The organism is Marivita sp. NO-S04, assembly GCF_059070475.1.
Map to the genome: position 1 here is coordinate 2053827 of NZ_CM180980.1, position 13293 is coordinate 2067119.

Below are 13293 nucleotides of genomic sequence, written 5' to 3' on the forward strand. Positions count from 1 at the left end.
GCGAGGGACCCGCCATGAAAAAGATTGAAGCCATCATCAAACCCTTCAAACTCGACGAGGTGAAGGAAGCCCTTCAAGACGCCGGCATTCAAGGCCTGAGCGTTGTGGAAGTCAAAGGCTTCGGCCGCCAGAAAGGCCATACGGAACTGTACCGTGGTGCCGAATACGTCGTCGACTTCCTGCCCAAAGTAAAAATCGAGGTCGTTCTGGATGACGACCAAGTCGATGGCGCAATTGCTGCCATTGTTGATGCCGCAAAGACCGACAAGATCGGCGACGGCAAAATTTTCGTATCGCCTGTCGAGCAGGCCATCCGAATTCGAACAGGTGAATCCGGATCGGACGCAATCTGATCCTGCACCAAGACTATACGAACAACGACCCAAACTCAGTGAAAGGGAAGAGAGAATGAGCACTGAAGCGCTTCTCAAGATGATCAAGGACGAAGATGTCGCGTATGTGGACATCCGGTTTACCGACCCGCGCGGTAAGCTCCAGCACGTAACAGTGATGTCCGACCAAGTGGACGAAGACTTCCTCGACGAAGGCTTTATGTTCGACGGGTCGTCCATCGCAGGCTGGAAGTCCATCGAAGCCTCCGACATGAAACTGATGCCCGACACTGACAGCGCATATATCGACCCGTTCTATGCTGAAAAGACCGTGTGTGTGCATTGCTCCGTTGTCGAACCCGACACAGGCGAAGCCTATAACCGCGATCCGCGCGGCACTGCAGCCAAAGCAGAAGCGTACCTGAAGTCCTCGGGCATAGGCGACGTCGCCTACTTCGGCCCGGAAGCTGAATTCTTCCTGTTCGACGATGTGCGTTACTCGGTTGCACCCAACAAGGTGTCCTACGAGGTCGATGCCGATCACGCAGCTTGGAACACCGACAGCGAATTCGAGATGGGCAACCTTGGTCACCGTCCGACCTACAAAGGCGGCTACTTCCCGGTGAACCCGTCTGACGATGGTCAGGACATCCGCTCCGAGATGCTGTCCACCATGAAGCGCATCGGTATGAAAGTCGACAAGCACCACCACGAAGTGGCGACCAGCCAGCACGAGCTGGGTCTGATCTTCGACTCGCTGGTCAAGCAAGCGGACGAGCTTCAGAAGTACAAGTACATCATCCACAACGTCGCGCAGTCCTATGGCCGCTCGGCCACCTTCATGCCGAAGCCGCTCAAGGGCGACAACGGCTCGGGCATGCACGTCAACATGTCGATCTGGAAAGACGGCAAGCCGATTTTCGCAGGCGACAAGTATGCCGATTTGAGCCAGGAAGCCCTGTACTTCATCGGCGGCATCCTGACCCACGCCAAGGCGCTCAACGCGTTCACCAACCCGTCGACCAACAGCTACAAGCGTCTGGTCCCGGGCTACGAGGCCCCCGTTCTGCGCGCCTATTCCGCACGCAACCGCTCGGGCTGCGTTCGTATTCCGTGGACCGAAAGCCCGAAGGCAAAGCGCGTCGAGGCCCGTTTCCCCGATCCCACCGCAAACCCCTATCTGTGCTTTGCGGCGCTGCTTATGGCCGGTCTTGACGGCATCACCAACAAGATCGATCCGGGCGAAGCCATGGACAAGAACCTGTATGACCTGCCTGCAGAAGAGCTGGCCGGCATCCCGACTGTCTGCGGCAGCCTGCGCGAAGCAATCACAGAACTTCAGGCAGATCACGAGTTCCTTCTGGCCGGTGACGTGTTCACCAAAGACCAGATCGACGGTTACATCGACCTGAAGATGGAAGAGATCGAGTCTTACGAAATGACACCACACCCGGTGGAATTCGCAATGTACTACAGCAGCTGATCTTTCCGATCAGACTGGATTTCTGGAAAAGGCGTCCTTCGGGGCGCCTTTTTCTTGCCTTGCGGCATCGAAAAATCTTGCGGGTGATTGCCCAACAATGGCCCCTCTTCGGTCGCAGACTGACCCAAACCGGATGTGAGTATGTTATCTGTTTCGACCTTTCGGCCGGATCAATTTGATGAACTTGCGTAAGGATTGCCCCGATGACTAGCGATTTTCAGGACCGGATAGCGCGGCTCAATGCCAAGAACGGTGCGCAACCATCCCAAACGCCGCCGCCTCCTCCGCCAAGTGGCGGCAGTGGCAACGGCCCCCAAGGCCCAAGAGACAAGGGCCCAAAGGGGTCGATGGTGAAATACATTCTTTTTGGAATTCTTATTCTTGTCGTGATGCCGATTGGTGCCGCGATGGGCACGATCTATTTTGCCCAGAACGAAGACCGCCTTGCCAGTACCTCCACCGCTTTGCAGGACACGGCAACTGGCATGTCTATGCTAAAGACCATGTATATCGACGGCAATGACGACCCCGAAGTCCGCGAAGCACGCAAATCGATTCACACGATGGGCCTTCGCCTGACCACGGGAAACGTGACGAAGGAAGAGGCCGAGTATTACAGCACCCTAGAGGGGCAAATGGAACTGGCCGAACAAGCGAAGACCGCTTACAACTTTGACAAGCTGCAAGACACGGCCAAGCAACATTACGGCAAGTGAACTGCCGGTGCGCAGCCGCCCCTGCCAAACAAACCCTCAGAAAAACCCGAAACCGGCCAAATTTCCAATTTGAGCCAGATTCACTGCGCATTTCGAACACAATCTCCGCCTTAAGTGTGACCGTGGGAGACTTCTACGGAACCTGAAAGGTACTGGGATGACAACGGATGTTACAGTGATCAGCATGGTCACAAACAAATCGCGCGACTCGATCTGCCAATCCGTCGTGCCAGCCATTCACGCTGCCTTGCAAAATCAGCGCATTAAATTCCAACGGCAGCCGGTCACGCGCGATTATATCGACTGGGTCGTCAATGAAACGGACACCGTGACGCTGGCCATCGACGAGGTCGGCCATAGCAGCGTGATCATGTTGGCAAGCCGGGGAACCGAAGCGCGCGCCGCTGCCGCACGTTTGGCCAATGTCGCAGCAGAGCTGTGCCGTGACTTCGACGCGCACACCGTATTCTGGAATGGCAGCACAAACCCTATTGCGGTTGCCGATTTCCTTGCCGCCGGTGACACCGTTGCCGATGACGGCTTTGCCAAGGCTCGCATCGTACCGCGCAAGGTTTCTGCCAATGCACGCATTCGGTCCACGCGGAGGCGCAAGGCCACGCAGATGGACAACTGGATGATGACCGCTGTACGAGCACAGATGAACGGTGTGACGCTGGAAGAGATCGAACGCATGGAACTGGAAGAGCGCCGGGCGAAATCGGCACAGATGCGCCTGTCCGCTTGGGCGATTTCCTTCACCACAGCATTGATCGCAGCACCGCTGGCCATACCGTTGATCGTTCACAACCTCGTGCGCGGTGAAGACGTCCGGTCTGGTGCAATGGCGCTGGGTGTTGCCGGTCTTTATGCGGTTTTGGCCCAGACAGGCATGGCTCCGAGCCTGCCCCAGATCCTCTGATCTTACGCTGGTTTCACGCGGCCCGAGAGTTCTGGCCGCGCGTTCACGCTTGCTCAGAACGACGCATTTGTTAACGTCTCCACAAACTAAATTTGTTGGAGTGTCGTTGATGCGTCGTTTTCTTGTTGCTGCCTGCCTGTCGCTTTGCGCAGCTCTTCCTGCCTATTCGGCTGAATGTATTACCAACAAAGGCGCATTTGCGCAGTACAAGCAAACGCTTGCTGGTCAGGCGGCAGCGGCCGGTGTCGGCCAACGTGGTTTGACGGCGTTGCAGAACGCCCGCCTGTCGGACATCACATGGCGCTTTGAATCCAACCCCGGCAACCAGACTGGCACGTTGCAGGGTGATCCGGCCAAGTTTCTGGCCAAGCGATCGGGAAGCACCGCCCAGAGCTTCATCAATCAGACCAGCGCCAAAATCGCGCGGAACCCAAATACGTTTGGGTCGATCGAACGCAACTACGGCGTTCCCGCATCGATCCTAGCCACCATCTGGGGGCTGGAAACCAGCTGGGGCGGCTATCTGGGCGGAACTTCCGTTGTTGACGGAGCTGTCACGCTCTCCTCCTATTGCCGCCGTCACCCACGGTTCGAGCCGCACGCGATTGCCGCGCTGAACATGGTGGACAGCGGTATCCTGTCACCGAGCACCAAGGGTGGCCCGTCGGGTGAATTAGGGCACATGCAATTTCTCGCCGGGAACTGGCTGAAATACCGTGTCGACGGCAACGGCGACGGCAGAGCCGATCCATACAATGCCGACGATGCGCTGGCCACAGCCGCCAACATGCTACGCCGCAATGGTTGGCAACCGGGTCAACCCTTCGGCGAAGGTACGCCGAATTTCAATGTCCTGTCGGTATGGAATGACAGCGGCAATTATCTGCGGGCAATCGTCTATTCTGCCGAGCGCGCGGGCGGCTGAGCGTCGTCTGCCGCGCCCGGAACATCGTTTCGGGCCAGCACGAAGGTATGGATCGTGAACAGCACGGCATCACTGTCGGGCAATCTCCAAAGCACCTGACGTTCGGTGCGCAGGTAGGGCGTTTTGCCGGCCTCGGTCAGCGGACGCGGCTCGGACACGGCGCGCGGCTGATAGAGGCTCGGGTCGTCGTACCAAAGCGCGTTGAACCGCCAGATCGGCATCCCGGGCCGCACCCCGTCAAACAGGCGCTGAACCCTGCGGGCGATATTATCGGTATAGGTTTTGACCGGGATGTGGATATGGGTCAGCGGATGACCGATCTTTTCGCGCAAACGCCAACTTGCCGGAAAACACAGCACCGCGCCCGTCAGCACGTGTTCGTCGCCACGCTTTTCCATCAGGCAGATGTCGTTCTGCACGATCTGGCCAAGGGTGCCGAACGGATCTAATGTACCGATATTCACAGCCCGTCCATCGGGGCATGTAACCTGATCGCCTTTCCTTGCGAAGCCCTTTGGCAGATGGTCCAACACCGCGTCCATCATCTTGGACAGGTTCGCCGGATCGGGTGCGGCGGTGGCGATCACATCATCCCGCCGTGACGCCATCAGATGCAATCGTTCCGCCATTTGCGGGGCGTATGCCTCGTCCACCAAAAACCAAGGATCGTCCCCCAAGGGCGCGATTCCCGGCAGCGGTCGGGGTATCATCACATCATAAGGCAAGGCGCGTTGCAGGATCATGCTGCAGGACTAACCCAGCCTCAGGAGAGAGAAAAGACACGGCGTTCGACCGAGCGCATGTGCAGCAAGATCAAAAGCGTCACGCCCCCCGCCGAACAAGGTCGCAAATCGGCGCGTTTGTGAGGCGCGTCCTGTTCAGCATCATGCGAAGGAGGCGCTGCCATGAACACCCATTTCCGCGACACACGTAAGATCGACCCGACCCGTGGCGCCACCACGGGCGACAACACGCCCAACGACCAAAACCGCGTCGAGATCGGCCCGACGCAACTTGCTTACGGCGAATGGGCGGCGGCGGGGTTGGACCTGCCCGACCTGCAAGAGATGCGCCGCTACCGCTGGGCGCGGCTGACGCAGCATATCGTCGAACGGGATTATGCGGGTCTGTTGATGTTTGACCCGTTGAACATCCGCTACGCGACGGACAGCACCAACATGCAGCTTTGGAACACCCACAACCCGTTCCGCGCCGTTTTGCTGTGTGCTGATGGGTACATGGTGATCTGGGACTACAAGAACTCGCCCTTCCTGTCGGCGTTCAACCCCTTGGTGCGCGAGGCCCGGTCGGGGGCGGACCTGTTCTACTTCGACCGGGGCGACAAGGTCGATTTGGCTGCGGACGTGTTCGCCAACGATGTCCGCACGTTGCTGGCCGAACACGCGCCGGGCAACAAACGCTTGGCGGTGGACAAAATCATGCTGCACGGCCTGCGCGCGCTTGAGGCGCAAGAGTTCGAGATCATGGAGGGCGAAGAGGTCACCGAGAAGTCTCGCGCTATCAAAGGCCCGGACGAGATCAAGGCGATGCGCTGTTCGGTGCATGCCTGCGAGGTTGCCATGGCCGAGATGGAACGCTTTGCCCGCGCCCATGTGCCGGGTGGCGGCGTGTCCGAAGACGACATCTGGGCGGTGCTGCACGCCGAGAACATCCGCCGCGGTGGTGAATGGATCGAAACCCGGCTTCTGACCTCTGGCCCGCGCACCAATCCGTGGTTTCAGGAATGCGGCGGACGGATCGTGCAGAACAACGAGATTGTCGCTTTTGATACCGACCTCATTGGCAGCTACGGCATTTGCACAGATATGAGCCGCACCTGGTGGATCGGTGACCGAGCCCCCCGCCCCGACATGATCGAGGCCATGAAACACGCGCATGAGCATGTGATGACCAATATGGAGATGCTCAAACCCGGCGTGACGATACCCGAACTGACCGCGCGCACCCATGTGCTGCACGAGAAATACCAAGCCCAAAAATACGGCTGCCTGATGCATGGCGTGGGCCTTTGTGACGAATGGCCCTTGGTGTCTTATCCCGATCATGCGGTTCCCGGCGCTTTCGACTACCCGCTTGAGCCGGGCATGACGCTCTGTGTCGAAGTGTTGGTGGGCGAGGTTGGGGGCGATTTCTCGATCAAGCTTGAGGATCAGGTGCTGATTACTGAGACTGGCTATGAGAACCTGTCGAAATACCCGTTTGATCCAGCGTTGATGGGAGTGGCGTTTTAAGGCTCGAACACGAAGACCTTGGCCAAGACCCCACTATGATCCGACCCCAGCAAGGGCCGTCGCACCGCCTGCCCGCCACCCGGCGCATAGACATGGTCGATGGGTAAAGGTGCACCGATCTTGATCAGGGTCGAGAACAGCGGCCCGGCCCGCGTGGCGCCAATGCTGCGTTCGATGGACCGCAAGGCATAAGACCACGGCACCATGTTGAAATCGCCTGCGATCACAACCGGTTCTTCCAGGTCGCGCAGCACCGGTAGAATGACGTCGAACTGATTGGCTTGACCATGCGGCCATGGCCAAAACGCATGCACGCTGAATGCCCAGAACAGCCCATTCGGCGACATCACCTGAATTCCGACCAGCCCCTGTCCTTCAACACAGATTTCGCCTTCGACCGGCCAGCGTGACAGGATCGCGACCCGCGCCCATTCCACCAGCGCACAACTGGCCTGATAAGGATACTCAGCCCGCAATTCGCGCACGAGGGCGGCGTTGCGCGAGGTAAGTTCCTGCAACGTCACAATGTCGGGGCGCGTGGTGCGGATGTCGGCGGCAAGCGCCGCGACTTGGTCGTTCTGGAACAGCAGGTTCTTCTGGTAGATCGTGATCGGTCCTTCGGGATGTGACACGTATTTCTGCGCCACGATCTGCCCCATCGCCGCAAGGCACATCACAGCGATGCTCCACCTGATCCACGCAGGCCACGGCGACCAGATCACCCAAAGCGCAAACACCACGGCGATAGGAATACGGAACACAACCAAACTATCGCCCAGCGGGTGCAGAGCGCCAGCGAACCCGCCAACAAAGGCCGCGCCCAGCAAGACTGCAACAATGCTCACCATCCCTTGTCCGGCTCTCACCATCCTGTGACGCTCCCGACACAATGCTTGCGCATGGGGGACACACCCCACACTCTTGGTTCATACGAAATGCCAAAGGGCTGCCCTGCCCCGGCCCCAAGGACCAAAACCATGACCACCGAACGCATCACATTTCCCGGCCATTCCGGAGACACCCTATCGGCGCGGCTTGACCTGCCTGATGGGCCTCATCTGGCCACCGCCCTTTTTGCGCATTGCTTCACCTGTTCCAAGGACATTCCGGCCGCCCGGCGGATCGCCGCGCGTCTGGCGGCGATGGGGATCGCAGTGCTGCGGTTCGACTTTACGGGGCTTGGCCACTCCAAGGGCGAATTCGCCAACACGACCTTTACGTCGAATGTCGGCGACCTGCATGCGGCTGCGGCGTATCTGGCCGGACGCGGCATGGCGCCGACGTTGATGATCGGTCATTCGCTGGGCGGGGCTGCGGTCTTGCGCGCCGCAGGCGACATGGCGGGCATCAAGGCAGTCGTCACCATCGGCGCCCCCTATGATCCTGAGCATGTCACGCATAACTTCTCGGATGCGCTTGAGGATATCTCGACCGTGGGCAGGGCAACAGTTGATCTGGGCGGACGCCCCTTCACCATCGGCAAAGGCTTTGTCGAAGACGTGAAGGCGCAGATGCTTGGACCGGTGATCAAGGAACTGAAGGCCGCGCTTTTGGTGATGCACGCGCCGCGCGACAGCGTGGTCGGGATCGAGAACGCCACCAACATCTTTGCCGCCGCACGACATCCAAAAAGCTTTGTCACATTGGACGATGCCGACCATCTGATCACGCAGGCGCGGGATGCAGAATACGCAGCGGATGTGATCGCGGCATGGGCGGGACGGTACTTGCACCTTACCCCGCCTGCCCCCCCCATCGGCGCACCCGAAGGCATCGTGCGCGTCTCAGAGGCCGATCCAACGGGGTTCTTGCAGGACGTTCAGGCAGGACCCCATCATCTGCTGGCGGATGAACCGCTGGCCTATGGTGGCACCAATCGGGGGCTGTCGCCTTACGGATTGCTCGCTGCTGGTCTGGGGGCTTGCACATCCATGACGCTGCGCATGTATGCCCGGCGCAAGGGCTGGCCGCTGAAAACCGTATCCGTGGATGTGAGCCACGACAAGGTGCATGCGCAAGATGCCCTGACACCGACAAATGCAAATATCGACCTTTTCCGCCGCAGGATCACCGTGACCGGCGATCTAAGTTCGGACCAGCGTCAGAAGCTATTGGAAATTGCCGATAAATGTCCGGTTCACAAAACCTTGGAAGCCTCCAGCCGGGTCGAAACCGAACTGGTCTGAGCGCGCTGAAACGCGTCGACGCGTTTCATGCGATCCGTCGACGGATCGCATCGCGCCCTGTTCATAATGGTCTTGAGAATTATGAATTTGTCTCAAGACGCCAAGTGTGACAGGCAGGGTCAAACTTTCTGACCGACAGGCCCGTCATGACAAACCCGCTGCACGATCTTCTGTCCACCCGCGACTGGCTTCTGGCCGATGGCGCGACCGGGACCAATCTGTTTAACATGGGTCTGGAAAGCGGCGATCCACCCGAGTTCTGGAACGAGACCAAGCCCGACAACATTCGCGCGCTTTATCGCGGCGCAGTCGACGCAGGCAGCGACCTGTTCCTGACCAACACCTTTGGCGGCAACGCCTCGCGTCTCAAGCTGCACAATGCCGGCCACCGCGCGCGCGAACTGTCGCGCATCGGGGCCGAGCTGGCCCGCGAGGTGGCCGACAGCGCCGGTCGTCAAGTGATTGTTGCCGGCTCGGTCGGGCCGACTGGCGAAATCATGGAACCCGTGGGCACGCTCTCCCATGCGAGCGCGGTTGAGATGTTCCACGAACAGGCTGAGGGGCTCAAGGAAGGCGGCGCCGACGTGATGTGGGTTGAGACCATCAGCGCCCCCGAAGAATTCCGTGCCGCCGCCGAGGCGTTTGCGTTGGCGGATGTTCCATGGTGCGGCACGATGAGTTTCGACACCGCAGGGCGCACGATGATGGGCATGACCTCGGAAGGTATGGCCGAGATGATCACGTCTCTGCCAAATCCGCCGCTGGCCTTTGGTGCCAATTGCGGCACCGGCGCGTCGGATCTTCTCCGAACGGTCCTGGGCTTTACCGCGACCGGAACCGAACGGGCGATCATCGCCAAGGGTAATGCGGGCATTCCGAAATATGTCGACGGTCACATCCATTATGACGGCGCACCGGAGTTGATGGCACGGTACGCGCTCCTTGCCCGGAATGCCGGGGCCAAGATCATCGGGGGGTGCTGCGGCACCATGCCCGAACACCTTCGCGCCATGCGCGAAGCCTTGGAGAGCACCCCAAAGGGCGACGCGCCAACGCTGGACCAGATCGTGGCCGAGATCGGCCCGTTCAGTTCGGACAGCGACGGCACCGGCGACCAGAGCGGTGCACCCAAGCGCGAACGGCGTGGACGCCGCCGCGCCTGATCCGCTTGTCCTTTACACCATGTTAACCACCAGTCTGACAGATAGGGGGTATGCGTGATATCTTTGCCCCATCCCCGTCCCGTCGCCCTCCTCCGGCCCTGTCGCCGGATCAGTGGATTACCCATGTTTTTTCCGCGCAGGCCGCAGCCAAGGGCGGTGTCGTGCGCCGACAAGCGCGCGATATCGAGCGCATTCTGGGCTGGGAGCGGTTCCGACGCGCGTTGCAGCGCCGCGGTTATCACGCTGTGGTCAATGGTGGACAGGTTGTTATCTTCTGCAACACCGAACCCGTGCACCTCTTCGAATAAGGCGGCCCCGTCTTTTCGAAAAGACGAGGCAAAGCCTTCGAAGGCTTTGCTGCGCAGCATTTGTAGTGCATTGGGGCAAGTCCTTCGAAGGACTTGGACAAACCCTTCGAAGGGTGTGCGATCCGCTTCAGAACAGGTTCAGCTGATCCCCGGCGCGGGCGGGCGGCTGAAAGATGGTGCAATCCAGGTCAGGCATGTCGCCATCCAGCCCCAATCTTTTGCGCGCTTTGGTAAACCGCTGCGCGATCAGGGCGGCATACGCCCCTTCGCCGCGCACCCGTTTGAAGAACTGCGCGTCGTAGACCTTGCCACCATGCATCTCTAGGAGTTTGGACATCACGCGGGATTTCCGGTCCGGATAATGCGCATCCATCCACGCCTCCCAAAGCGGCGCCACCTCCAGAGGCAAGCGCAGCATCGCCTATGTGGCGGCAGTTGCCCCCGCGTCGCGCGCGGCGGTCAAGATCGGTTCGATCTCGGAATCGGTCAGCCCCGGCACGATTGGCGACAGCATCACACGCACCGGGATGCCCGCCTCGGACAGGCGGCGGATCGTCGCCAGCCGCCGCACCGGGCTGGGCACACGCGGTTCCATCCGCCGGTTGAGGTCGGCGTCAAGCGTCGTGATCGTGATGCCGACGCGCACCAGATTTTGCGCCGCCATTTCGGACAGAATGTCGATATCCCGTTCGATCAAGGTGCCTTTGGTGGCGATCATCACCGGATGACGAGACGTCTGCAATATCTTCAGACAATCGCGCATGATCCTGCGATCCCGCTCAATCGGTTGGTAAGGGTCAGTGTTCGTTCCGATCGCGATCGGTGCCACGCGGTAGCGGCGGGCGCGCAATTCTTGGTCCAGCACCTCAGCCGCGTCCGGGCGCGCGACAAGCTTGGTCTCGAAATCAAGACCCGGCGACAGTCCGAGCCAAGCGTGGCTCGGACGGGCAAAGCAATAGATGCATCCGTGTTCGCATCCCCTGTAGGGATTGATGGTGCGGTCGAAAGACAGATCCGGCGAGGACACATAGTTGATCAGGCGTCTGGGGCGTTCCTCGGACACCTGCGTGCGCAAGGCCGGGTCGTCTTCGGGCATGTCCCAACCGTCGCCTTCGTCGACCCTGCGCAACCGCTCGAAGCGGCCGCAATCGCGGCTTTGGGCACCACGCCCACGTCGCAAATCGGGCGCGACATATCGGTCCGGTTGGGTCATGGCGCGAAGATAGAACGAAATAAGAACATTCGCAAGACACATGCCCTGACAGACCGCGTTGGCCCGGCCCGCGTCGGTTGCGTTCGCGCGCATGTCGGATTTCACCAAGTGGCAGCGTCGGAAAACGACGATTAGTCGACAAAACAATCACTGGCGGCCCCGCCAGCGTCTGGAGTGACATACATGGCTGACGAAGAAGATATCATCCTCGCGGATCTGAATGACGAGGAACTGGTCGAACAGATGTTCGACGATCTTTATGATGGTCTGAAGGAAGAGATCGAGGAATCGGTCAACATCCTGCTGGAACGCGGCTGGCAGCCCTACGACATCCTGACCAAGGCGCTGGTCGGCGGCATGACCATCGTCGGCAACGACTTCCGCGACGGCATCCTGTTTGTGCCCGAAGTGCTTTTGGCGGCCAACGCGATGAAGGGCGGCATGTTCATTCTCAAGCCGTTGCTGGCCGAAACCGGTGCGCCGCGAGTCGGCAAGATGGTGATCGGCACCGTCAAGGGTGACATCCACGACATCGGCAAGAACCTTGTCGGCATGATGATGGAAGGTGCTGGCTTTGAAGTGGTCGATCTGGGTATCAACAACGCCGTAGACGCGTATCTCGATGCGATCGAGGCAGAACAGCCCGACATCCTCGGAATGTCCGCCCTGCTGACCACAACCATGCCCTACATGAAAGTGGTGATCGACACGTTGGTCGAGAAAGGCATCCGCGATGATTATATCGTTCTGGTGGGCGGTGCGCCCCTGAACGAGGAATTCGGCAAGGCCATCGGCGCAGACGCCTATTGCCGTGACGCTGCCGTGGCAGTTGAAACCGCGAAAACCTTTGTCGGTCGCAAGCACAATCAGCTTGCCGCTGGGTAAGATCGGCGAAATGACACTTTTTTGGGCCTCGCCATGCGGCGGGGCCTTTTCATATGGATCAAACTGTCCCATATTTTCAGGACAAGGAGATCGACATGCCAGTGACGACATTCGCTTCGATGATCTTGGCCGTGATTGCGGCATCAGGGCTGACGGTCTTGGCCTTCGCCCAGTTCGGCATCCTCAAGGTGTTGCCCGCCCTGATTGCCGTGGCCCTTCTGGCGCGTTGGGGTCTGGCCCATGTGCCCGGTGATGACGAACCCGCCTGACGACCTGACGCTGACAAAGGCGGGACTTGACGCTCGGGGTGCCGGGCGAGTCCTTATTATCGCCTGTGGCGCGTTGGCCCGTGAAATCCTGGATCTGCGTGACGCCAATGGTTGGAGCCATCTGGACCTGACCTGTCTTCCGGCGATTTATCACAACACACCTGACAAGATTGTCCCTGCAATCCGCGACAGCGTTGCAGCGCATCGCGACTCCTACGAGGCGATCTATGTCGCCTATGCCGATTGCGGCACTGGAGGGCTGCTCGAGGCCGCCTGCCGCGATCTGGACGTCGAGATGATCGCCGGGCCCCATTGCTACAGTTTCTTCGAAGGCACCGAGACCTTTGCCGCGCGGGATGAAATCACGGCGTTCTACCTGACCGATTTCCTCGTCCGGCAATTCGATGCGTTTGTCTGGAAACCCCTCGGACTAGACCGCCACCCTGAGTTGCGGGACATGTATTTCGGACATTACGACCGGCTGGTCTATCAGGCCCAGACCAATGATCCGGCGCTGACGGTCCTGGCAGAAACCTGTGCCGACCGGCTGGGGTTGCGGTTCGAACGTCGGTTCACCGGGTATGGCGACTTGGCGACCCGTCTGGAGGGTTGGGCCAAGACCTGACCGTTGGCCGTGTTTTG

General features: G+C 59.7%; 14 protein-coding genes and 1 pseudogene. 12 read left to right on the top strand and 3 right to left on the bottom strand.

Annotation, left to right across the window (positions count from 1 at the left end; translation table 11 throughout):
* Nucleotides 1–14 precede the first annotated feature (14 nt).
* The 5 genes from ACK3EW_RS10665 (at nucleotide 15) to ACK3EW_RS10685 (ending at nucleotide 4375) form a co-directional block, all read left to right on the top strand.
* Nucleotides 15–353 carry a P-II family nitrogen regulator gene (locus ACK3EW_RS10665; protein WP_085631929.1) on the top strand — a complete coding sequence of 113 codons (339 nt, stop codon included), beginning with the start codon at nucleotides 15–17 and terminating at the stop codon, nucleotides 351–353.
* A gap of 55 nt (nucleotides 354–408) precedes the next feature.
* A complete protein-coding gene (gene glnA, locus ACK3EW_RS10670; protein WP_439120717.1) occupies nucleotides 409–1815 on the top strand; it encodes a type I glutamate--ammonia ligase in 1407 nt (468 codons plus the stop codon).
* 203 nt (nucleotides 1816–2018) lie between these two features.
* A complete protein-coding gene (locus ACK3EW_RS10675) occupies nucleotides 2019–2531 on the top strand; it encodes a hypothetical protein (RefSeq protein WP_493809541.1) in 513 nt (170 codons plus the stop codon).
* Between the two features lie 157 nt (nucleotides 2532–2688).
* The gene (locus tag ACK3EW_RS10680; RefSeq protein WP_493809542.1) at nucleotides 2689–3450 is read left to right on the top strand and encodes a hypothetical protein; all 762 of its coding nucleotides are present in this window, start codon (nucleotides 2689–2691) and stop codon (nucleotides 3448–3450) included.
* 109 nt (nucleotides 3451–3559) lie between these two features.
* A complete protein-coding gene (locus ACK3EW_RS10685) occupies nucleotides 3560–4375 on the top strand; it encodes a lytic murein transglycosylase (RefSeq protein WP_493809543.1) in 816 nt (271 codons plus the stop codon).
* Here the strand turns inward: ACK3EW_RS10685 and ACK3EW_RS10690 are convergent.
* Complete coding sequence (locus ACK3EW_RS10690; protein WP_493809544.1) at nucleotides 4348–5118, bottom strand: heme-dependent oxidative N-demethylase family protein; 771 nt, start codon at nucleotides 5116–5118, stop codon at nucleotides 4348–4350. The genes ACK3EW_RS10685 and ACK3EW_RS10690 overlap by 28 nt on opposite strands.
* 162 nt (nucleotides 5119–5280) lie before the next feature.
* On the opposite strand from ACK3EW_RS10690, the gene dddP reads away from it, so the two are divergent.
* Nucleotides 5281–6627 carry a dimethylsulfonioproprionate lyase DddP gene (gene dddP, locus ACK3EW_RS10695; RefSeq protein ID WP_493809545.1) on the top strand — a complete coding sequence of 449 codons (1347 nt, stop codon included), beginning with the start codon at nucleotides 5281–5283 and terminating at the stop codon, nucleotides 6625–6627.
* Here dddP and ACK3EW_RS10700 read toward each other — a convergent pair.
* Nucleotides 6624–7472 carry an endonuclease/exonuclease/phosphatase family protein gene (locus tag ACK3EW_RS10700; RefSeq protein WP_493809546.1) on the bottom strand — a complete coding sequence of 283 codons (849 nt, stop codon included), beginning with the start codon at nucleotides 7470–7472 and terminating at the stop codon, nucleotides 6624–6626. The two genes, dddP and ACK3EW_RS10700, sit on opposite strands and share 4 nt — an antisense overlap.
* Nucleotides 7473–7604: 132 nt before the next feature.
* Between ACK3EW_RS10700 and ACK3EW_RS10705 the strand changes: the two genes are divergently transcribed.
* From ACK3EW_RS10705 to ACK3EW_RS10715, 3 genes are all read left to right on the top strand, one after another.
* Nucleotides 7605–8813 (top strand): bifunctional alpha/beta hydrolase/OsmC family protein, encoded by a 1209-nt coding sequence (locus ACK3EW_RS10705; RefSeq protein ID WP_493809547.1) that lies wholly within the window; start codon nucleotides 7605–7607, stop codon nucleotides 8811–8813.
* 146 nt (nucleotides 8814–8959) lie between these two features.
* Nucleotides 8960–9976, top strand: a complete 1017-nt coding sequence (bmt, locus tag ACK3EW_RS10710) for a betaine--homocysteine S-methyltransferase (protein ID WP_493809548.1) — start codon at nucleotides 8960–8962, stop codon at nucleotides 9974–9976.
* A 50-nt stretch (nucleotides 9977–10026) separates the two neighbouring features.
* Nucleotides 10027–10284 carry an N-(5'-phosphoribosyl)anthranilate isomerase gene (locus ACK3EW_RS10715; RefSeq protein WP_493809549.1) on the top strand — a complete coding sequence of 86 codons (258 nt, stop codon included), beginning with the start codon at nucleotides 10027–10029 and terminating at the stop codon, nucleotides 10282–10284.
* A gap of 127 nt (nucleotides 10285–10411) precedes the next feature.
* Here ACK3EW_RS10715 and ACK3EW_RS10720 read toward each other — a convergent pair.
* Nucleotides 10412–11497: pseudogene (locus tag ACK3EW_RS10720) on the bottom strand (PA0069 family radical SAM protein).
* 183 nt (nucleotides 11498–11680) lie between these two features.
* Between ACK3EW_RS10720 and ACK3EW_RS10725 the strand changes: the two are divergent.
* The 3 genes from ACK3EW_RS10725 (at nucleotide 11681) to ACK3EW_RS10735 (ending at nucleotide 13276) form a co-directional block, all read left to right on the top strand.
* The gene (locus ACK3EW_RS10725; RefSeq protein WP_085632112.1) at nucleotides 11681–12382 is read left to right on the top strand and encodes a corrinoid protein; all 702 of its coding nucleotides are present in this window, start codon (nucleotides 11681–11683) and stop codon (nucleotides 12380–12382) included.
* Nucleotides 12383–12477: 95 nt separating this feature from the next.
* On the top strand, nucleotides 12478–12651 hold the full coding sequence (locus ACK3EW_RS10730) for a hypothetical protein (protein ID WP_171046092.1): 174 nt from the start codon (nucleotides 12478–12480) through the stop codon (nucleotides 12649–12651).
* The gene (locus ACK3EW_RS10735; RefSeq protein ID WP_493809550.1) at nucleotides 12635–13276 is read left to right on the top strand and encodes a DUF1638 domain-containing protein; all 642 of its coding nucleotides are present in this window, start codon (nucleotides 12635–12637) and stop codon (nucleotides 13274–13276) included. The genes ACK3EW_RS10730 and ACK3EW_RS10735 overlap by 17 nt, the downstream gene beginning before the upstream one ends.
* Nucleotides 13277–13293 lie beyond the last annotated feature (17 nt).